The sequence below is a fragment of the Dyella sp. AD56 genome (genome assembly GCF_002878475.1).
Taxonomy (GTDB): Bacteria; Pseudomonadota; Gammaproteobacteria; order Xanthomonadales; family Rhodanobacteraceae; genus Dyella.
In genome coordinates this window covers 1-20,105 of sequence record NZ_NRDP01000028.1, presented here as the reverse complement: position 1 = coordinate 20,105, position 20,105 = coordinate 1, and the positions used below count along the sequence as shown (strand labels likewise).

Below are 20,105 nucleotides of genomic sequence, written 5' to 3'. Positions count from 1 at the left end.
TCACTGCAGTGCGCCGGGCGACGTCAATAGGCTTCTTGGTGTACCAGAACCCAAGCCGAATTCATCTTTATTGCAATACGAGGACAGCACGCCGTAATTCATGCGAGGCCCATCAATTGTCGGCTCTAGTTCGAGAGATCGTCACTCTGATCGGGCTGCCTGACGATGTGCGCGATGGTTCGAAAGCAGACCTCAGCCAAACTAGTGCTTAGGTTCCCAAAGCTCGACCTTGTTTCCTTCGGGATCCAAAATCCAGGTGAAGCGGCCGTTTGGGTCGCTGTCGTCACGCTTAAGGATCGTTACGCCCTTGGCTTGCAGTCGCGCGAGCAAGGCATCCATATCATCCACGGCGTAGTTGATCATCCATCCACTGGTTGATGGCGCGAAGTACTTTGTCGACGCGGGAAACGCGTTCCATCCCAGTGCGGGCGGGTGTTTTGGCGCGTCATAGCGGAGAGCTGCGCCTCCCCAGGCTTCCACCGGCATGCCAAGGACATCGCGATACCACGCCGCGAGTGTCTTGGGGTCTTTCGCCTTGAAAAAGACTCCGCCGACGCCCGTGATGTGTCCGGCGGGAGGCGCTGACGCGGCCGTCGCCAGGTTGGCTATCGAAAGCACGGCTAGACATAGCAGGAAAATCGATCGGCGTTTCATCCACGTTCTCCCAGTTTGTGTGGCTTGCTGCATTCTGACTGCTGGTATGTCCGTTTTGGAGCGAAAGTTGGCCTGACGACACCGGTGACAAGCAGCGTCCATTTGGCTTGGCCTCATGGTGCCAAGCCACAACGTATTCGCATCTTATTGCGATCACCATGCGAGATGGATGGCAGCGCCCAGTGGGCGGCTGCGTGATACATTTCTAGCACTTCGCTCGCAGCCTCCGCCATCTACGTGTTGCAACGTAAAGCCCATCGACAGATCGTCACTTGGCTAGCCTGGCTGGCCATAGCGCTTGTTGTCGTTGCGCCCCTCGTTTCGCGTGTCATGCCGGCACACGGATCCATGCCTGGCATGGCCGGCATGATGGGCAGCGATTGCCCGCATGTGGTGGCAGGTGGCGACCATCCCGACCGCCCGGCGGACGCAACGGATCGTTGCGGCTACTGTGTCTTGCTTGATCATCAGTCGCCACTTGCGGCACATGTGATCTTGCATTTGCTCCCTGCACTACCTCGCGCCTTCATGCCCGTTGCCCTTCACGAGGCAGATGTACAGAAGACAGCGTATGAGGATGCGCGCCCGCGCGGGCCTCCACGCTTCGTCTGATATACCGGCGAGTGTCTGCGCGTACTTTGCGCTGAGCTGACTTTTGCCGCCAACGCCATCGACGCTCCGGCCGCCGGATCACGTGCGAGACCACGTGCCCGGACGCGGCCGCGCGAGCATTCAACTACATCCGTACCGAGCGAGCCACCCTGCGTTCGCGGTACGTTATTGGAACACGCACCATGCGCGTCACCCTGTTCTCATTCGCTTTCGCGCCACGCCGCTCATCTCTGCGCTTGGTGGGCACGAGCAGTGTCTTTTTATGCCTCGCCGCCGGGTTCCCGCAGGCGGCTCTTGCTTGCGCGACGTGCGGATGCACACTCAGCACTGACGCTGCCACTGGCTATTCAACGGCTAGCGGTTGGCGGTTGAATGTCGATTACACGTTCATCGACCAGGATCAGCTTCGCCACGGCAGCAGCAAAGCTTCGCCGCAGCAAGTGGTCAATCAGCCATCCGATCCAACATTGGGTGGGGGAGAGATCGAGAAGCAGACGATTAATCGCTACATCAACGTCGGCGCGACCTACCGCTTCAATGCGGATTGGGGCCTCACGTTTGTGGTGCCTTACGTTGTTCGCGATCACGACACCTACGGCACGCAACTTGCGCCCTATACATCAAGCGAAACAGCGCCCGACCAGGTCAGCAACGCCCATGTCGCCGGCCTTGGCGACGTAAAACTCATCGGCAGTTACCAGGGTTTTCTGCCCATGCACAATCTGGGCATCCAGTTCGGCATCAAGCTTCCTACTGGTCATTACGGCGGTGAGACGGACGATGGAGATCTGGTTGGTCATCCGACAACGTTTCGCTCCGGTCCTGGCCTCGGGCAGTCGCTGGATAGCAGTCTGCAGGCCGGCACGGGAAGCACAGATCTCATTATCGGCGGCTACTACTATCAGCCCATCAGCCAAAACTTCGATATGTTCGTGAATGGACAGTTTCAGGCCGCTGTGAGCGAGCGGATGGATCAGCCGGGCGCCGACTTCCGGCCGGGCAACCTTGCCTCTGCCAGCTTAGGCCTGAGATACGAAGCGCACGCAAACTGGGTGCCGCAACTGCAGGTCAACGTCATTCGCCGCAGCGCCGATCAAGGTGCATTCGCTGACCGGCCGGACACGGCCGGCACGGTGGCGTACGTCAGCCCCGGCATCAGCGCGAGCCTGACCAGGAGCATCCAGTTCTACGCGTTCGTACAGGTACCGGTATACAGCCATCTGCAGGGGTATCAATTGTTCCCGCACTGGACGGGTACGGTCGGTCTCAGCATGAAACTGTGACCTTGCTTGCGCACAAGAGAGCATGGTCGTCAACGCGACCATGCTTTAGCAACCCGAGGAACGAACCTTCAATGTTTGCAACGCGACACGCTCGAATGAAACACCTGTGCTCATCCATCACGACATTCCTGCTGTTGATCAGTGCATCCGTGGCATGTGCCAGTGACCTTCGCGAAGGGCAGCCGGCGCCAACCATTGCGCTCGATACGCTGGATGGGCGACACATCTCGCTCGATGAGCTCCGTGGAAAAACGGTCATCGTCACCTTTTGGGCAACGTGGTGCGAACCCTGCCGCGATGAATTGCCCCTGCTATCTCGCTACGCACAGGAGCATGCAGGCGACCATCTTGCCGTACTGGCTTTCAGCCTTGATACGCCGGACACGTTAGTGCAAGTGAAGAGGATCGCATCCACGTTGAGTTTCCCAACGGGTCTTCTCGGTGATCCGCACGTGCCGGGGTACGGCCGTATATGGCGCCTTCCGGTAAGTTTCATCATTGATCGGAATGGCCTTCTCGTCCATGACGGATGGAAAGACAAGCAACCCGAACTCAATCGCGATCGGCTCGAGCAGGTGGTAACCCCACTGTTGGAGAAGCCGTCCCATTGATACATAGCTGAGATAGTGCACCTGATGTGCAGCAGTAGCCCACTGCTTGCGATGAAAGTGCCTGTTTAGGGTCGAGAGACGGCGCCTTTCCGCAAGGGCCGTCTTATCCCCGTCTGGCAAAGTACCGGCTTGGCGTATCCCCGAAACTTCGACGAAACATCGCAATGAAATTGCTTGGTGTGGCATAGCCTAGTGCATCGGCAATCTCTGCCACAGGAACATCGTTCGCGAGCATTTCCAACGCGAGGGTCAAGCGTGCCTGCTGGCGCCATTGCGCGAAGCTGAGTGCCGTTTCAGTCAGAAAGAGGCGGCTCAGGGAACGAACGGACAGGCCCGCCCAGTGTGCCCACTGCTCGATGGTTCGCGCATCGTGCGGATGCTTGAGTATGGCCTGTGCAATACGAAGCAGGCGGCGATCGCTGGGCATGGGTAGGTGCAGTGGTTCGTGTGGCGCGTTGCGGATCTCCTCAAGCAACACGGCCATCATGCGTTTTTGCGCCGTTGCCAGCACGTCCTGATCGGACCACACGACTGCTCTGCGCACCAGCGCAAGCATGAGTTCGTTGAGGCCAATGACACACGGCTGGCGGGGCAGGGGACGACAGGCTCGTGGCGCTATGAACAAGCTCCAGCCCCCCGTTACGCCGCTGATGCTCACTTTGTGAGGCTCGCCTGGTGGTATCCAGCCCGCTCGTTGCGGTGGTAGCAGCCAGGATCCATGGGTGGTGCGCACGTGCATCAGGCCACTCTCGACGCAAAACACCTGGCCGCGGTGATGGTGGTGCCAATCCACCTCGCGTGTACCAAGCCGGAAGTCGCCAACCGTTGCCGCGTCGCCACGAGTAGCGATCAGGTCAGGGCCGTCCGTTCGCTCGCTGTGATCGATGAGTGCTTCGACAAGGCGTTTTTTTGTCATGGCCAGATTTCATTATTTTCTGTCCATATAACGTTATCTGGTTTTTGCTGACTGGCCCACCATGGGTTCCTGTCGCGGATTTACAGCGAACTACGCGTGCCCTCGTTCTTGCCATTTGATAGGTCTTCCCAATGAACCCCACGGAATCGTTCTCCATTCACGACCTGACGTCTTTCCCGCTGGTGAGGATGAAAGATGGCGCAGCGATGCCCGGTTATGCCGCGCAATGGGCGAAGGAGATGGATGCACTGCTTTCGCTTTCTCGTCCCTTCGTGATGCTGCATGGCTCCAGCGAAGGCGGCGAAGCTCATGAAGACAGGAAGGGGCGGGGGCTCTGGCTGAAGCGTCACAAGGAGGAATTGGGTCGCTATTGCCTCGCCATGATCGGCATCGAAGCCGATCCACTCAAGCGCCAGGCCATGAAGGCTATGTCCGCGATGGCAACCAAAGCCTTTGGTACCCCGACGTACGTGGTGGAAAGCGATGATGAAGCGGTCGAGCTCGCTAATCGCTTGCTCGGTGCGTTTGACGTGCAGGAGGTCGCAGGCGATGCGCGCTGATGCTCTCCGTGTCGCCATTGTGGGGGTCGGCCCGGGGGGCCTTTGCCTTGCGCAAGGCCTGAAGAAGCGCGGCATACCATTCGATGTGTTCGAACGCGATCAAGCCGCCAATAGCCGAACGCAGGGCTACCGTATTCGCATTGATTACACGGGACAGAACGCGCTGGCGGCTTGCCTTCCCAGCGCATCCTACTCGTTGTTCCAGCGCACCTGCGCGCTTCCTGCGGTGGGCGTCAACCTGTTGGATGCCCAGTTGAAGGATGTTTCGGGTCGATGGGCGAGCGCCTGGCGAAAGACGCCATCGGACGCCGACGATGCGGATCGATGCGCCCATCGGCAAACGATGCGCGAAGTACTGATGCACGGTATCGAGCCGCACGTCCAGTTCGGCAGGGCCTTTTCCCACTATGAGGAAGGGCGCGACAGCGTGACCTTGCACTTTACCGACGGCAGTACCAGCGACGCCGACGTACTGGTCGGTTCGGACGGCATTCATTCCGCAGTGCGAGGCCAGCGACTGCCTGGACATGACCCGATTGATACGGGGTCTTTATGCATCTACGGAAAGGCTTGTCCGGAGCAGATGAGGGCTACGAGCGGGGCGGAAGCGCTACGCGGCAAGACATCCATCGTCTTTGCGGACGGCGTGTCGGTGATCATGGACGCCATGTCGTTTGATCCATCGGCGTTCGAATCACCGGAAGGTGGCGTGAAGCTCACTCGCGTCGATGACTATTTTTACTGGGCCATCATTGGCACGCGGGCGGCCTTTGGGCTTGCCGACGGCGCGTCGCTTTCGTTGGGGCGAGAGGATATCAAGGCCTTGGTTGGCAGAGCAGCGGGGCCATGGGCTTATCCGCTGCGTGCGGTGTTTGAATGCAGTGACGAGGGAAGCATGGCCATTGCATCGGTACACAGCGCGGCGTCGCTGCCGTTATGGGAGGCAGGTCGGGTTACTTTGCTGGGCGACGCTATCCACGCGATGAGCCCGGCCGGTGGTTTGGGTGCCAACACGGCATTGCGGGATGCCAACGTGCTCGCGGAGTGCCTGGCTGACTCGTGCGCAGGAGGGGTGTCTGTTCTGTCGGGGATTGGCCGATACGAGGCGGCCATGCGCTCTTACGGTACAAGTGCCCTGGCTGCTTCTGAGTCGAGCGCTCGCGCCTTGTTTGATGTCAGTGGCGATGCTTGAAAGAAGAAGGATGTTGACGGGTGTATTGACGTGGTAGCGGTGGATCCACGGACGTCCGCCTCGGATTGAAAGCAGCCCGACAGGAGCGATCGTTGCAGTGCCCACCGCTGACTCTATTCACGCGGGTGGAGAGTCGCGGCGTCGCCGGCGTGGCAAGCCCACCCCGGCGACGCGATGCGTCTGGGCTTTGGAGATTAGGGCAGTGCGTTCACATCCACATCTGGCTTGTGGTTCACCGGCGTGCGCGTAAAGGTCTGGCCTGATGGCACGGAGTTGCTGAAGAAGCCATCGTTACGCAGGTAGAACTGGTTGCCGATAACGCCGCCGGCAAAGTCGAGTCGCTGGCGGTTGAGTCCGGTCGGGTCGACGTCGTAATAGGCGGAAGTGATTTCCGTCCATTGACCATCCGCACCCACCGCCCATTGATTGCCGTAGTGCGCGGAGCGCCCAATGTAGCCGTGGTCAGGGTCGAACGATTCCAGGAACGAGTACATGCCTTTCAAGTAGGTCGATGTGCCTGGATACTTCCAGGTGGCGATGAACTTCCAGTCGCAGCCATCCTTGCGCGCATCGGCGTGGCGATCGTGCGGTGCGCGGCTGAACCACGCGGAGAACAGCGTATTGCCGTTGCCGTCGGGTTGGGCGCGGGTGATGAAGCGATACGTTTCGCCGGCCACCCAGGGATAAACCAGATGGCTTTGGCCGCCCGTACCTTCGCCGCCGAAGTTGTCGACGATGACGTGCGGGCCCTGCTTGACCAACGTCGTGCTGCCTTGCGTCGGATCCCACACCGAGAACAGCACCCAGCGCTCAGTGGCGGAGACGGTCTGCATGCCGAAGTAACCCACGTTGAAGCCGTCAGCCATGTAGTAGGAGCCGATGGGGTCCTGGCCATCGGGCACGGTGACTTCGCTGTAGAAGTACTCCGTGTTGGCGGGCACGTTGTAGCCCAGGTGCACGGAGGGGCCGCGACGTGACCAGTAAAAGTTGCTGGGGTCGTTGGCGAATACCGTGCCTGCCGCGGTGGCGCTGCCTGAAATCTGCAAGCCTGAGATGTCGCCGAAATAGCCCCCGTCGCTGGAGATGCCCTGCAGATCGACCTTGACGTACCCCGGTTTGCGGATGGTGAAATTACCCACCGGAACGACGGGTGGCGCGACGGATGACAGTTTGACCACGCGTGCCTGGTCGCCAATCGAGACCTTGATCGCGCTATGGCTGCCGCCGTTGAGTGCGCCCACCAGGGCAAGGTTCAACTCGCCCGCCTGTTGTACGTCGAAGTACACGCTGACGACGGCCTTGGGCGAATCCCAGTTGTGCAGGCCGGTGTCGGTAATCGTCTCGTCGCCTGCAGGCGACGGGTGGGTGACGTAGGCGTTGCCGCCCAGCGGTACGGTGGGCGCGGCGTCCTGCGCGGTTGCCGTGCTGGCAAACAGGCACATGCCCATGCTTATCCCCAAGCCTAAAGCCAGGTAGCGCATAACTGCTCCTCTCGGTTGAGATGGTGGTGCAGCGATAGACCGCCCGGAAGTGGCAAGGCATGGGCGGATGGAAGCCTGGGCTACCCTCGGTCGCCCTTTCGTTGGACGGCTCAGGATAACCAATCGAAAGTATTCGACAGAATTAATAATTAAATGAAATACGATTGCAAGTGCCTAGCTTGCAATCCGCCCTCAATGGCAGGCGCGCGGGTTCCGTAAGGCAGGGCGGTGCGCCCCGGTCTCGGGCTCGATCTCTCAAGCCCGTTGCCCGCAGGTTGCGGGCGATGTGTATGACTTGGGCGGCCGGCTTACACGTACTGCATCTTGATGGTCATGCCGCCATCGACGACGAAGTGCTGGCCGGTGATGAAGGACGACTGTGCCGACAGCAGGAACACGGCCAGTGCACCGATGTCCTCAGGAATGCCGACGCGGCCTGCGGGATGCTGCGCGTGGTCGCGATGGCTGAGTGCGGGTGCCTGACGCTCGGCAGGTTTGCGCCACGCGTCGGTGGCGATCCATCCGGGAAGAATGGCGTTAACCCGGACGTCAGGGCCTGCGCTTATCGCGAGTGCATGCGTGAAAGCGAGCAGGCCACCCTTGGTTGCGGCATAGGCTTCCGAATCTGCTTCCGATTGCAGTGCACGCGTGGAGGCGATGTTGATCACCGCACCTTTGTGTTGTTTCAGGTCGGCCAGCGCGTGCTTGCTGCAGAGAAAGGGGCCGGTGAGGTTGGTGGCCAGGTAGCGATTCCAGTGATCGAGCGACAGCTCATCAAGCGGGCCGGTGTGCGGGTTGGCGATACCTGCGTTGTTCACCAGTCCGTCGATACGGCCGAAGCGTTTGCGTGCGGCCGCCATCCACCGGCGAACACTGGTTTCGTGTGACACATCAAGCACGGCGAAGGCCGCACGCTTGCCGACGTTCCATTCGTCGATGCAAGCCTTGCCGGCTTCGACATCCAGGTCACCGATGAAGACGTTGCCACCCGCGCCGAGCACGGCCTGCGCGATGCCGCGACCGATGCCTTGCGCACCGCCCGTGACAAGGACGGTCTTGCCCGCGAGCGGCGCAGCGTCGAGCGGGGCGATGGAGGGTGTACTGATCATGGTGGGTGTTCCCGGTGTAAGGCGGTGCGGGCGCATAGCCCGCATAGGCTAAGGCGTGGCGATCCCATGGGCGAGCGTCACCGATGCGCCCGCACTGTGCTGGCGAGCCATCGGCCAAACGGCCTAAATCTCAATGCGGGCTCGCCACGGATTTTCCGCAAGGGTTTTCGTTCCTGTTGCCACGCGGGCATCGACAAGCCTTTGAGTGCCGGAGGTGATTTCACGGCTTGCGTTCTTTTCGCCGAATCCATGTGCGGCAAGACATAGAACCAATGGTTTTGTCAAGTTTTGAAGGGGCGTGGATATACTCGCAAGTGACGCAGTTCACACTTTTTGTGTACAGGGGCCCGCCATGAAAGTACTTCCTCTGTTGTTCGCCGTTTGCGTTACCGCGTTGCTTTCTGCCTGCGCGACAGGCGGCGGCTCGACCGAGGCGCCGAAGATCGATCCGGGCGCCCAGGCGGTGTCCACGTACCTGATCGGGGTCGACGACCAGCTGCAGGTGACGGTCTGGCAGAACCAGGATCTGAGCGTGAGCGTGCCGGTGCGACCGGACGGCAAGATCACTGTGCCCTTGATTGGCGACGTGATGGCCGGCGGCAAGACGCCGGAAGAAGTCGCCGCCGCGATCAAGGAAAAGTTGGGCTCGTATGTTCGTGATCCGCAGGTGGCCGTGATCCTCACCGCGCTGCGTAGCCACGAATACCTGTCCCGCGTGCGCGTGACAGGTGCTGTGCGCCAACCGGTATCGCTTCCTTATCGCCAGGGCATGACGGTATTGGATGCCGTGCTGGCAGCGGGTGGTACCACGGAATTCGCGGCGCCTGATCGTACGGAGCTGTTTCGCGAAGGCAAGGATGGCGTAACCACGCCCTATGCCGTGCGCTTAGACAAGGTACTGCAGAAGGGTGATCTGGACACCAATTACCCGGTGCAACCGGGGGACGTAGTCACTGTGCCGATGCGGTCGTTCTGAGACCGCCAGAAGGTTAAGGGGAGGGCATCGCCATGAGCGGAGAACTCAGGCCGATGGCAAGCCTGGTACCAGCGTTGGTCAACGAGGCGCGTCGTCGCCGACTCGCACTGGGTATCGCGTTTGCTGTGATCGCATTGGCTGCTTTGACGGCCGGCATGTTGTGGCCGCGCAAGTACGTCGCGTCGACGACGATCCTTGCGCAGGAAAGCAGCATCATCACGCCGTTGATGGAAGGCGCTGCGGCGCCCACGGCCAACAAGAACCGCGCCAGCATGGCGCGCGACGTGATTTTCAGCCGCAAGGTGATGGCGAAGATCCTGGATGCCGGTGGCTGGATGGCTACCAACCCGACGCCGGTGGAGCAGGACCGCATCGCCGAGGGCATCAAGTCGCGTACGCAGGTAGACATCACGCACGACAACCTGATCACCATCACCTACAGCGACAACAATGCTCGGCGCACCTATGAAGTGGCGCGTTCGTTCGCCCAGTTGTTCATCAGCGAAAGCCTGGCATCGAAGCAGCGCGAGAGCCGTGAGGCGTACGAGTTCATCAATAGCCAGGTCGAGGCCTACCGCGCCAAGCTCACTGACGCGGAAGACAAGCTGAAAGCGTATCGCGATGCCAACGCCGACGCGCGGCCCGGTAATGAAGCCGACACGGCAGCACGCATCAGCCAGTTGCGCACGCAGATCGAAACGGCGCGCATGGACATGATGGAGCGCCGTTCGCAGGAGGGTTCGCTGGCCTCGCAACTGAACGGCGAATCCGAAGTCAGCACGGTGCAGACCACCGGTGGTGTACTGCAGGCGCAGATCGGCGAGTTGCAGGCGCAGCTCAACCGATTGCAGTTGACCTATACGGACTCGTACCCGGATGTGGTGCGTGTGCGGCATCAGATCGAAGATCTGAAGAAGCAGCTCGCTAGCGAAGACCAACGCGCGCAAGCGGCGAAGGCCTCCGGTACGGCGACGGCCCTGGACAACAACGTAAGCTTCAACCCCGCCTATCAAGAGATCAAGACACAACTGGCCTCTGCGCGCGCCGCCAGCGCCGCCGCCGGGGCACGCATGGGTGCGAGCGAGTCGATGCTGCAGTCGGAACTAGACCGCGCTGCGCGCATAGCCAGTTCGGAAAACGTTACGGCCGAGCTAACGCGCGATTACAACGTCAATCGCGATGTCTACCAGGATCTGCTCAAGCGCCGTGAAAACGCACGCGTGTCGATGAACCTGGATGCCGAGCAGCGCGGCCTGACCTTCCTCGTGCAGAACCCTGCCGTGTTGCCACTGACGCCATCTGGCCTGCGCTTCATGCACTTCGGCATGGCCGGCATGGGGCTGTCCGTACTGCTGCCGCTGGGCCTGCTGCTCGCGTTGGTCTGGTTTGACCCGCGCGTGCGCTCGGTGTGGCAGCTCGAACAGGCCATCGGCGCGCCGGTGCTGGCCACCATTCCGTTCTATCCCACGCCGGGCGATCGCCGCCGCGACCGCATGCGCAATATGACGGTGGCCTTGATCGTGGCCGGCGTGATCGCCGTCTATCTCATTGCCGTGTGGATCCGGCTGAAGGGATGACCATGAAAAATCTAGAAGACGACAACATGTCCGATCGCATCAGCGAAGTGCTGGAAGCGGCCGCCCATAGTCTGGAGATACGTAAATCGTCCAGCCAGTCGATTGCACGCATGCACGAGGAGGGCGGCGCACTGGCGCCGATCCAGCTCGAACAGCGGCGGATGATTCATCGCGAAGAGTCGGTGCGTCAGCAATCCGATGCGTTCCGTGAAATCCGCACGCGCTTGCTCGCCATGGGCGGCCACCAGAATTTCGTGACGCTGGTGGTGGCAGTCAGCCCGCACTCGGGAAGCAGTTTCGTGGCGCGTAATCTGGCCGCGGCCTTCGCGTTTGATGAAGCCAAGACCAGCCTGCTGGTCGACTGCAACGTGCGCTACCCGAACCAGCACAAGGTAATGGGCGTGGAGCCCGCGCACGGTGGCCTGAGCGATCTGATGGACCACCCGGCGATCGGCATCGAGTCGATCATCTATCACACCGGCGTGCCGCACCTGCGCTTGATCCCGGCAGGCAAGCCGCGCGAAAGCAGCAGCGAATACTTCACGTCGCATCGCATGCGCGCAGTGATCGACTCGCTGCGCTCGCGTTACGCCGATCGTTATCTCTTCCTCGATGGCCCGGCCATCAAGGGAGCTCCCGACGCGCGCATCCTCGCCGACCTCGCCGACTTCGTGGTGGTGGTGGCTGGCTATGGACGCGACACGCCGGGGGCGATCAGTCAGGCACTGAGTCATTTCGAACCAAGCAAGCTCGCAGGAGTGGTGTTTAACCAGGCGCCCTAGATGGATAGGGAGGAGGAGATGCCGTCCCGGGAAGGAACGGCATCCCGAGGGGGAAGGGTCAGAGGAATGGATATGCCGGCATACAACAGGCTTGCCCGCGCCACCATGCTCGCGCTGGTCGTGGTGCCCGGCTGTTCGTGGGCTGGGGACTTCGCCTATTCGCTGTTCACCAGTGTGGAGCACAGCGACAATATCGCCCTGTCCACCAATAACCCGGTGAGCAGCAATGTCTTCACCCCGGGCATCAACTTCGCCTATCGACAGATCGGCTCGACCATTCAGGCGAATGTGATCGGCACGGCGGAATACCTCGATTACAGCAGCAGCCAGTTCGATAGCCAGGCGCTGGGTACGCTCAGCGCGCAGGTGAACTGGTCGGCGATTCCGCAACGGCTGGATTTCACCGTAGAAGACGACGCCGGCGTGCAACCGGTGGACACGCTCGCTAGCAACGCGCCCAATAACCGACAGCAGACCAACGTGCTGTCGCTGGGCCCGGTGTTGCACTTCGACTTCAACGCCGCCACGCGTGGACAGGTGGAGCTGAAGTACGTCAACAGTTACGCCTCCAAGGTGGACGACTTCGATTCCTCGCGTGGGCTGGGTGCATTCCGCGTGATTCGCGACGTGAGCCCGACCACGCAGGTGTCGCTGAACCTCGAATCGCAACGCGTCGACCTGAAGACCGCGACCGCTGGCCCCAACTACACGCGTGACGAGATCTACGGCCACTACGTGCACACGCTGAAGTATTTCGACGTGGATGCCCTGGTGGGTTGGAACTATGTCGACTTCAACAGCGCACCAAGCGCATCCAAGCCAATGACCCGCTTCACGGTGGGCTGGCGCCCGAGCACGCAGAACAGTTTCACCCTGACCGGCATCTACGAGTTCTCGGACGCCGCCCAGGACATGTTGCTGCAGCCGGGCCAGACGATCGTGGATGCCATGACCAATGTGTCCAGCAACCCGCTGGACCTGATCAACGATCCGAACCGCGGCCTCAATACCGGCACCGTGGTCATCGATTCGACGGTGTACCTGGACAAGAGCCTGCAGGGCACTTACAGCTACCGTGGCGACCGCCTGTCGATCACCGTGGCCCCGGTGTACCGCAAACTCGAGTACCTCAACACGCCGACCTTCAACCAGAAGGAAAAGAGCGTCGACATTGCTGTTGACTATAAGTTGCGGCCCAACCTGACGCTGACGGGCTTTGGCGACTACCAGCACATCGACTACACGGCGCTTACCCGCACGGACAAGACCACCCGCTTCGGCGTGGCGCTCAGCGACGAGTTTACGCAGCACTGGAGCTGGCGGGTGAGCTATACCCGGCAATTGCGCGCCAGCACCGCTGCCCTGCAGAGCTACCACGAGAACGAGATCATGGTGGGCGTGGTGTATCGCCGATGAAAGCGCGTATCGAAGCCGAACTGCCGTTTTACTTCGGGCCGGGGCGCGAGCTGTTCGGCTTCTATCATCCTGCTGCGCCGGTCACGGGCACCGCCGTGTTGCTGTGTCCGCCGTTTGGCGTGGAACAGATTCGTTGTCACCGCTTGTATCGACAACTGGCCCATGGGCTGGCGGAGAGCGGCTTGCCCGTGCTCCGCTTCGACTATTTCGGCACGGGCGATTCGGCGGGTGATAGCCGTGAGTTCGAATGGACGCGCTGCCTGGCCGATGTTGTTACCGCGGCTGCCGAGTTGCGCACGCGCCACGGCGGTGGCCGGGTATTGGCCTTCGGTGCGCGGCTGGGCGCCAACGCAGCGCTGGCCACCGCGCAGGCGGCGCGGCTGGCTGGCGTGGTGACATGGGATGCCATTACCGATGGTGCGGCGCTCGTGCGCCAGTACGATCGCATGCAGGAGGCGCTCAAGGTCGATCTGAACCGCTTCGAATATGCGCGCCCCGAACTGGATGTCGGCAGCCAATGGCCTGGCTTTGAACGGGGCGATGGCCTGCGCGACCAATTGCAGGCGTTGCGTTTGCTCGATCCGGGCATGGCGTCGGTGTGGCTCTCGTCGGCGGTGATCGACGAGGCCTCGCAACCGGACGAACGCTACGCCAGAAAGCGAGTCAGCGTAGACGTTGCGCCGCGCTGGGACGAGGTCGATTGCCTGGAGCTGGCGATCCTCTCGCATCCCTTGCTCGATGCGGTGAAGCGGCACCTGAAGGAGATGGCGTGATGCACGAGCAGGCCTTCCGTTTCGGCGTCGCTCGGCATCTGGTCGGGGTGGTGGGGCTTCCTGCCGTAATCGATCATGGCGTCGGCGTGATCTTCCTCAACGCCGGGATGGTGTATCGCGTGGGCCCGTTCCGGCTGCACGTCGACCTGTCGCGGCGGCTCAATGCGCTGGGGTATCCGACGCTGCGCTTCGACATGTCCACCATCGGCGACAGTGGCGCCAGTGGGCAGCGGCTGTCGCGCCCCGAGCAGGTAGTGGCCGATGTGCGTGATGCGATGGAGGTGCTCAAGCAGCAGTCCGGCTGCACGCGCTTTGTTCTATTCGGCCTTTGTTCGGGCGCGCAGAACGCACACTCGGCGGCACATGCTGATCCGCGCGTGGCGGGTGCCTTCTTTCTTGATGGCTACGGGCACCGTACTTTCGGCCAGCGCGTGCGCCACTACCTGCCGCGCCTGCTGAGTCTCTCAACGTGGCGCAATCGGTTGCTGCGTCGGCATGTGGAGGCATCGCCGCGCCCGGCCGAGCCAGCTTTCGTGGTTGAGCCGCTGCCACCCAAGCTGGTACGCGCTCAGCTCACCGACATGCTTCAGCGCGGACTCAAGCTCGACTTCGTCTACAGCGGCGGGGTGACGCGGTATTTCAACCACATCCGCCAGTTCCGCGAGTGCTTTGGCCGGCTGGCCGACCATCCCGGCGTTGATGTCAGCTTCTTCAAGGAAACGGACCACACCTACGTTCTCAGCGGCGACCGCCAGCGACTGATCGATCACGTCGTGCAATGGATGGGGCGCCACTTTCCCATCACGCGAGCAGGAACGTGAGCATGCACAAGACACTTGTCACCGGGGGAGCCGGCTACATCGGGAGCCACGTCGTCCAGCAATTGGCAGCGCGCGGCGAGCATGTGGTGGTCATCGACAACCTGAGCACGGGGTTCCAAGAAGCCGTTGGTGCTGCCGAGTTGGTCGTAGGCAACGTTGGCGATACAGAACTCGTCGAGTCGGTGATCAAGGCACATCGCATCGACGCGGTGCTACATTTCGCGGCACACACGGTGGTGCCAGAGTCCGTGAGCAACCCGCTCAAGTATTACGGCAACAACACCTGCAACACGCGCAATCTGTTGGCGGCGTGTGCGGCGTCCGGCGTAGATAAATTCATCTTCTCATCAACGGCGGCGGTCTACGGGTTAACCGACGAGGGTGTGGCGGACGAAGACACGCCGACACATCCGGCCAACCCCTACGGCATGTCCAAACTCATGTCAGAGATGATGTTGTGCGATTACTGCGCAACCGGCCAGATGCGCCACGTCATCCTGCGCTACTTTAATGTCGCTGGTTGCGACCCCAAGGGGCGCATCGGCCATTCCGCGCCGTCCGCCACGCTGCTGATCAAGGCCGCCTGCGAACATGCCGTGGGCAAGCGTGAGTTCATGGCCATCTACGGCACCGACTACAACACCCCAGACGGCACCGGTATACGCGACTACATTCATGTAGAAGATCTAGCTTCCGCCCACTTGCGTGCGCTGGATCATCTACGCGCCGGCGGCGCGTCGCTCAAGCTCAACTGCGGCTACGGCCACGGCTATAGCGTGCGCGAGGTGCTCGATGCGGTGGCGCGCGTTGGCGGGCATCCGCTGAATATCGTCGAGTTTCCTCGGAGGGACGGTGATCTCGCCATGCTCATCGCCTGCAGCGACCGGCTGAAGCAGGTGCTTGACTGGCATCCGCAGTACGACGACCTGGATTTCATCGTGCGCACGGCGTTGACGTGGGAGCGCAAGATGGTGAGTCAGCACGCCCCACTGTCGTCGGTGGCGTGATGATGCCGGTCGTACCCGTGGTCGGGTGGCCCCTTCGCAAAGCGGGCCGGTTAGTCGTGACGTTGGTGCTGGGGTTGGTGTTTGCGTGCTCGCCGCTCGCGACGTGGTCGGCGTCGCATTCGCATCACACATCGGCGGATTCGCCGGCCAAGAGTCAGGAACCTGCCGGGCCGCAGGCACCCCAGGACAGCACGGCCGAGCAGCGCATCGTTGTCCATAAAAACGTCGGCGATGCCACGGATGTGCGTGTGTCGGTGGGCATTCCGTTTCCGCCATCCGTGCTCCGCGATGTCCAGCAGATACGCATTCTCGACGCGTCGGGCAACGAGATTCCCTCGCATGTCACGGCCACTCTTCTGTGGTACGCCCGCGATCGCAGCATCCGTGCGGTGCGCGCCCAGTTCCAGGCGCAACTGGTGAAAGGCGAGGGTACCTATTACTTCGCGATGGGCAAGCCGCGGACCAAGGACATACCCGGTTGGCCTTACGTGCAGGAGCTGGTGCCGGATGCCAACGGCGTGCGCGTGGCCGCCGCCCTGGCGACGCTGGAGCCGGCATGGCTTTGCGCATCGCTGATCGCCGGGCCACAGGTACCGGCGCCCAAGGGCGAGGCCTACGCCAACTATGTATCCACGCAATTTGAGTGGGCACGCAAGCTGCCTGCCGACGATCACACCGCGTGGCTGTTCGATCGGCCGAGCACCTTGTTCAAGGCCTATATCCGCACGGGGCGGCTCGACTACCTGCAAGCCGCGGACGAGAGCTATCACTTCTACATGAAGTACATCAAACGGGACGGCATGCCGTTCAGTCCGTTCTGCGGCGGTGGCTGGACGTACGGCAAAGAGCCGTGCGACGTGAAGTACGTGTACGTAGAGCCCATCTTGCTTGCACTGGCCCTGACCGGTGACGACAGCGAGCACGATGCGGAACTGGTCGACAAGATGGTCATCCTGTGGCGGCACAACGGCTGGAGCGGCGAAGCCGGGCCGTACACCGAGCCGGGGGAGCGCTTTACCGAGCGTCTTGCGGGCCTTGGCCTGCTGGCCACCATCAATGCCTATGAACTGACCGGTACGACGCATTATCTGGAGCTGGCGCGCGAACGCGTGAACTGGCTATACGACCATCAGCGCAACAACCCGGACAAGCTCGGTGACGACGGCTCGTGGCGCAACAGTTGGAACCTGCACGAGGACGACTCCTGGAACCCGGATCGCGACGTGCGCGGTACCTCGCCGTGGATGAGCGAGAACATCATTGACGGCCTATGGCATACCTGGCTCGTGACCGGCGACAAGCGCATCCCTGAAATGATCACCGCATTCGGCCGTTACATGGAGCGCTACGGCTGGATCGACGTAAGCACGATCGTGCAGGGGCACGACTGGCGCAACCCATGCTCCGGTTCCAACGGGCAGATCGCCTGGTACTGGGCGTCCTCGCAGGCCAACCACAAGAAGTTGGCCGACATCGAGGACTCGGACGGTTGGTACAGCGATGCGCACAACGTCGAACTGGTGATGCCGATGGCGGCCGCCTACTACTTCGAGCGTGACCCTGCGCAGAGCGCCGCCTACAAGAAGCGCATCGATGCGGTGTCCACGTCCTACAACACCGAGTGCGCGCAGATCGGCGAGACGTTGCGCCGCTTCAACTGGAACAACCGTGGCGCAGGCGTGGCGATGTGGTTCCTGCAGCAGCCGCCCGGCAGCGGCGCAACGGCGCCCGTCGCGACACATACGGCGCCTTAGGGCACCTTCAGGGAGCAGGCATGAACAGGGGCAGGTGCAGATGAATCGTCGGATGGCAGCACTCCGCAGCGTGGCGCTGGTATCGGCGTCCACGTATGTGGAGTACGCGCTGGGTTTGTTCATCAGCGTGTGGATCGCCCGCGCGCTGGGCCCGGCGGATTTCGGCCGTTACGCCTTCACCGTGTGGCTGTGCGGCTGGCTGATGACGTTTAGCAATCACGCGCTGACCACCTCGTCGACCAAGTTCATTGCCGAAGCGTACGGCGCGGACACTCCCAGTGTGGCCTCGCATATCTCCTACCGACTCGCACGTAACCAGGCATGGAGTTGTGCCGCGGTGATTGGCCTGTTTTTCGTGGGCGTGGGCATCATTCGTCCGCAGGAGTGGACAGGCTCCATCCTGCCGATCGCGGTGCTGGTGGCCATCGGTGTCGTGGCAAAGGCCAATTACAGCCTGTGGGTGGCCATTTCGAAAGGGCAGGAGCGATTCGAGCCGGTGTCGATCGCCACCGTGATATCCGGCGTGATCATGCTGACGCTCGTCGTTTTGGCCACGGTGTTCCATGCGGGCCTGCTGGCTTTCGTGGGTATCTTCACCATCTCATGCCTTACGTTGAACGTGATCAACCGCATTGCCTATCGGCGCTACTGCCTGCCATTCGGTCCGGGCGATGTGCCTGCGGATCTGTCGAAGCGACTGACCCGGCACCTGCGGCTTACCGCCGTGCTGATCCTGCTGCTTGCACTCAAGAGCAACACGGTCGAAGTATTCCTGCTCACCACCTATGCCAATTCCACAGCGGTAGGCTTCTTCGCCATCGCCGGTACGTTGACGCGCGGCGCCGTGGAGTTGTTCTCCGTGGGCCTGACGACAACATTGCTGCCATACATGGCGCGTGCCTTCGGGCAGAACGGCCAGGGCCAGGCGACACGCGTGCTGGCTGAGGCCACCCGATTCTATTGGGCCACCGGCTTGATGATTGCAGGGCTTGGCTTTGTTACCACGCCAGGGCTGGTGACGCTGATGTATGGCAACAAGTACGTAGACGCCATTCCCGCCATCGAGGTGACCTTGGTACTCGCCGGCCTGCTGCTGATCACCAACAGCATCGCCGCGTTCCAGGTGGTGACTGATCGTCAGTGGGATCGCTTGCGCATCTCCGGCTCCGCGTTGGTCATCAACGTCGTGCTCGGCTTCAGCCTGATTCCGCACTTTGGCCTGCTTGGCGCGGTGCTCTGCTACGCCGGCACGCGATTGGCAGAACTGGTGATCTGCACGTTCTACATCCGCCGTGTGGCGAGCGCCGGCTTGCCAATGGCGGTGATGGCGAGGCTGTTCGCCGTGGGATTGGTGGCGACTGGTGCGGGATGGCTCGTGGCGAATGTGACGCCGGGGCATTTTGCGTTTCTGGCGGGGGCTGTCGTGTTTTCCGCGGTGTTCTTGCCGGCAAGTTTCCTGGTGCGGTATTGGAGTGATGCGGACTATCGGTTGATGGGGATGATTACGGATAAGTTGGGGCCGGTGGGTAGGGTGGCGAAGCGGGTGATTGGGGTGTTGCAGGGGCCGGTGGAGAGGGTGGCGCCTTAGGTTCGGGTTTTGCTCCCTCTCCCTTTTGGGGAGAGGGTTGGGGTGAGGGGCGGGTGCTCGCGTCGGCGTTTCATCTTTGCCATCGCCCAGGCGTTATCGCTTGGTTGTCGCGCTGCAGCGACCTGGCCGCTTGCGCAGCGGGCGTTTCGACCTTCTGCCGAAGGCCGAGTTACTTTTCTTTGCTTGCCCAAAGAAAAGTAACCCAAAGAAAGGGCACCCCGGATGAGTCGCCTTGCGGGCTTCGCCCTCCAGGTACGCGGTCGGGTTCCGGGCTTTTCGACGGGGCTCCTGCCCCGGCGAAAAGTGGCTGGCATCCATGCCAGCCACCCCTGCGGGGCCTTTTCTCCACCCGCCCGCCGCCTCATACGGGGCCCGGAAGATCAAAAGCGCAAAACGGACGGCTCGTGCAGCGTTGCTGCACATCGCATCGCAGCAGGTCGCGGTGCTCGTGCTCTAGGGCACAAAGCCAAGGCAGAAAAGAAAGACGATGTCGTCCCGTGGCGAACTCTCCACCCTGGTCGGAAAGCGTAGCGTCCTCTTTGCCCTAGCCTCAGCGATCGGGAAGCGTATCGAAGCCTGCTTTAAGTCCTCTCCGCCATGGCGCGTTGCGAAGCGCTCCGAACTACTCGCTGTGTCCCACGGGACTAGCTTCGCGTCGTATAGGCGAAGGTTGCCAAGCGACAACGTTCCTCATCCGTTCGAGCCTATCCCCACGTAACGGCGGCGTCCGTCTTCTTTGGCTTTGTGCTCTAGAGCGCGGGTAACGCGACCTGCCGCGATGCGATGTGCAGCATCGCTGCACGAGCCGTCCGCTTTCGCTTGTGATCTTCGGGCCCCCTGTGCGGCGGTGAGGGGTGGACGAGAAGGCCCGCAGGGGGATCGGCATGGATGCCGATCCCTTTTCGCCAGGGCAGGATGCCCTGTCGAAAAGCCCGGCCGCCCCTCACGAACTGGCCGGCTTCACCGGCCAGCGCCAAGTCGGGGTGCCGTTTC

Annotated in this window: 17 protein-coding genes; 13 read left to right on the top strand and 4 right to left on the bottom strand. The window is 61.7% G+C overall.

What is annotated here, in order from left to right:
• Positions 1–201: 201 nt before the first annotated feature.
• Positions 202–687: a VOC family protein gene (locus tag DyAD56_RS18545; RefSeq protein WP_233202636.1), complete on the bottom strand. Its 486-nt coding sequence runs from the start codon at positions 685–687 to the stop codon at positions 202–204.
• A 761-nt stretch (positions 688–1,448) separates the two neighbouring features.
• Here DyAD56_RS18545 and DyAD56_RS18535 point away from each other — a divergent pair.
• Together DyAD56_RS18535 and DyAD56_RS18530 are read left to right on the top strand one after the other, a co-directional pair.
• Positions 1,449–2,549, top strand: coding sequence for a transporter (locus tag DyAD56_RS18535; protein ID WP_199179038.1), 1,101 nt, complete (start codon positions 1,449–1,451; stop codon positions 2,547–2,549).
• 95 nt (positions 2,550–2,644) lie between these two features.
• Positions 2,645–3,160, top strand: coding sequence for a TlpA disulfide reductase family protein (locus DyAD56_RS18530; RefSeq protein ID WP_102304328.1), 516 nt, complete (start codon positions 2,645–2,647; stop codon positions 3,158–3,160).
• Between the two features lie 103 nt (positions 3,161–3,263).
• Here DyAD56_RS18530 and DyAD56_RS18525 read toward each other — a convergent pair whose 3' ends face one another.
• Entirely contained in the window at positions 3,264–4,076 is an 813-nt protein-coding gene (locus tag DyAD56_RS18525; RefSeq protein WP_102304327.1) for a helix-turn-helix transcriptional regulator, read from the bottom strand.
• Positions 4,077–4,282: 206 nt separating this feature from the next.
• On the opposite strand from DyAD56_RS18525, the gene DyAD56_RS18520 reads away from it, so the two are divergent.
• Together DyAD56_RS18520 and DyAD56_RS18515 are read left to right on the top strand one after the other, a co-directional pair.
• Positions 4,283–4,636 (top strand): hypothetical protein, encoded by a 354-nt coding sequence (locus DyAD56_RS18520; protein WP_146010564.1) that lies wholly within the window; start codon positions 4,283–4,285, stop codon positions 4,634–4,636.
• Positions 4,626–5,828, top strand: coding sequence for an NAD(P)/FAD-dependent oxidoreductase (locus DyAD56_RS18515; RefSeq protein WP_158241387.1), 1,203 nt, complete (start codon positions 4,626–4,628; stop codon positions 5,826–5,828). The genes DyAD56_RS18520 and DyAD56_RS18515 overlap by 11 nt, the downstream gene beginning before the upstream one ends.
• 194 nt (positions 5,829–6,022) lie before the next feature.
• Here the strand turns inward: DyAD56_RS18515 and DyAD56_RS18510 are convergent, their stop codons facing one another.
• A complete protein-coding gene (locus DyAD56_RS18510) occupies positions 6,023–7,309 on the bottom strand; it encodes a DUF5077 domain-containing protein (protein ID WP_102304324.1) in 1,287 nt (428 codons plus the stop codon).
• A gap of 308 nt (positions 7,310–7,617) precedes the next feature.
• Positions 7,618–8,418: a glucose 1-dehydrogenase gene (locus DyAD56_RS18505; RefSeq protein WP_102304323.1), complete on the bottom strand. Its 801-nt coding sequence runs from the start codon at positions 8,416–8,418 to the stop codon at positions 7,618–7,620.
• A gap of 352 nt (positions 8,419–8,770) precedes the next feature.
• Between DyAD56_RS18505 and DyAD56_RS18500 the strand changes: the two genes are divergently transcribed.
• The 9 genes from DyAD56_RS18500 (at position 8,771) to DyAD56_RS18460 (ending at position 19,112) form a co-directional block, all read left to right on the top strand.
• Positions 8,771–9,394: an XrtA/PEP-CTERM system exopolysaccharide export protein gene (locus DyAD56_RS18500; protein ID WP_199179037.1), complete on the top strand. Its 624-nt coding sequence runs from the start codon at positions 8,771–8,773 to the stop codon at positions 9,392–9,394.
• A 32-nt stretch (positions 9,395–9,426) separates the two neighbouring features.
• Positions 9,427–10,971 (top strand): XrtA system polysaccharide chain length determinant, encoded by a 1,545-nt coding sequence (locus tag DyAD56_RS18495; RefSeq protein ID WP_233202628.1) that lies wholly within the window; start codon positions 9,427–9,429, stop codon positions 10,969–10,971.
• A 2-nt stretch (positions 10,972–10,973) separates the two neighbouring features.
• Entirely contained in the window at positions 10,974–11,753 is a 780-nt protein-coding gene (locus DyAD56_RS18490; protein WP_233202626.1) for a polysaccharide biosynthesis protein, read from the top strand.
• Between the two features lie 72 nt (positions 11,754–11,825).
• Positions 11,826–13,169 carry an outer membrane beta-barrel protein gene (locus tag DyAD56_RS18485; protein WP_233202625.1) on the top strand — a complete coding sequence of 448 codons (1,344 nt, stop codon included), beginning with the start codon at positions 11,826–11,828 and terminating at the stop codon, positions 13,167–13,169.
• On the top strand, positions 13,166–13,942 hold the full coding sequence (locus DyAD56_RS18480; RefSeq protein WP_102304319.1) for an alpha/beta hydrolase: 777 nt from the start codon (positions 13,166–13,168) through the stop codon (positions 13,940–13,942). Before DyAD56_RS18485 ends, DyAD56_RS18480 begins: the two co-directional genes overlap by 4 nt.
• On the top strand, positions 13,942–14,763 hold the full coding sequence (locus DyAD56_RS18475; RefSeq protein WP_102304318.1) for an alpha/beta hydrolase: 822 nt from the start codon (positions 13,942–13,944) through the stop codon (positions 14,761–14,763). The genes DyAD56_RS18480 and DyAD56_RS18475 overlap by 1 nt, the downstream gene beginning before the upstream one ends.
• Positions 14,764–14,765: 2 nt before the next feature.
• On the top strand, positions 14,766–15,770 hold the full coding sequence (galE, locus tag DyAD56_RS18470; protein WP_102304317.1) for a UDP-glucose 4-epimerase GalE: 1,005 nt from the start codon (positions 14,766–14,768) through the stop codon (positions 15,768–15,770).
• A complete protein-coding gene (locus DyAD56_RS18465; protein ID WP_233202624.1) occupies positions 15,719–17,524 on the top strand; it encodes a hypothetical protein in 1,806 nt (601 codons plus the stop codon). The genes galE and DyAD56_RS18465 overlap by 52 nt, the downstream gene beginning before the upstream one ends.
• Before the next feature lie 52 nt (positions 17,525–17,576).
• Complete coding sequence (locus tag DyAD56_RS18460; protein WP_158241385.1) at positions 17,577–19,112, top strand: oligosaccharide flippase family protein; 1,536 nt, start codon at positions 17,577–17,579, stop codon at positions 19,110–19,112.
• Positions 19,113–20,105: the final 993 nt, after the last annotated feature.

Excerpts from the sequence above, each read along its gene's own strand:
- DyAD56_RS18520 (WP_146010564.1), top strand. The coding sequence starts at position 4,283 with ATGCCCGGTTATGCCGCGCAATGGGCGAAGGAGATGGATGCACTGCTT.
- DyAD56_RS18525 (WP_102304327.1), bottom strand. The coding sequence starts at position 4,076 with ATGACAAAAAAACGCCTTGTCGAAGCACTCATCGATCACAGCGAGCGA.
- DyAD56_RS18460 (WP_158241385.1), top strand. The coding sequence starts at position 17,577 with ATGGCAGCACTCCGCAGCGTGGCGCTGGTATCGGCGTCCACGTATGTG.
- DyAD56_RS18480 (WP_102304319.1), top strand. The coding sequence starts at position 13,166 with ATGAAAGCGCGTATCGAAGCCGAACTGCCGTTTTACTTCGGGCCGGGG.
- DyAD56_RS18510 (WP_102304324.1), bottom strand. The coding sequence starts at position 7,309 with ATGCGCTACCTGGCTTTAGGCTTGGGGATAAGCATGGGCATGTGCCTG.
- DyAD56_RS18485 (WP_233202625.1), top strand. The coding sequence starts at position 11,826 with ATGCCGGCATACAACAGGCTTGCCCGCGCCACCATGCTCGCGCTGGTC.
- DyAD56_RS18515 (WP_158241387.1), top strand. The coding sequence starts at position 4,626 with ATGCGCGCTGATGCTCTCCGTGTCGCCATTGTGGGGGTCGGCCCGGGG.
- DyAD56_RS18545 (WP_233202636.1), bottom strand. The coding sequence starts at position 687 with ATGCAGCAAGCCACACAAACTGGGAGAACGTGGATGAAACGCCGATCG.
- DyAD56_RS18490 (WP_233202626.1), top strand. The coding sequence starts at position 10,974 with ATGAAAAATCTAGAAGACGACAACATGTCCGATCGCATCAGCGAAGTG.
- DyAD56_RS18530 (WP_102304328.1), top strand. The coding sequence starts at position 2,645 with ATGAAACACCTGTGCTCATCCATCACGACATTCCTGCTGTTGATCAGT.
- DyAD56_RS18495 (WP_233202628.1), top strand. The coding sequence starts at position 9,427 with ATGAGCGGAGAACTCAGGCCGATGGCAAGCCTGGTACCAGCGTTGGTC.
- DyAD56_RS18535 (WP_199179038.1), top strand. The coding sequence starts at position 1,449 with ATGCGCGTCACCCTGTTCTCATTCGCTTTCGCGCCACGCCGCTCATCT.
- DyAD56_RS18500 (WP_199179037.1), top strand. The coding sequence starts at position 8,771 with ATGAAAGTACTTCCTCTGTTGTTCGCCGTTTGCGTTACCGCGTTGCTT.
- DyAD56_RS18475 (WP_102304318.1), top strand. The coding sequence starts at position 13,942 with ATGCACGAGCAGGCCTTCCGTTTCGGCGTCGCTCGGCATCTGGTCGGG.
- galE (WP_102304317.1), top strand. The coding sequence starts at position 14,766 with ATGCACAAGACACTTGTCACCGGGGGAGCCGGCTACATCGGGAGCCAC.
- DyAD56_RS18505 (WP_102304323.1), bottom strand. The coding sequence starts at position 8,418 with ATGATCAGTACACCCTCCATCGCCCCGCTCGACGCTGCGCCGCTCGCG.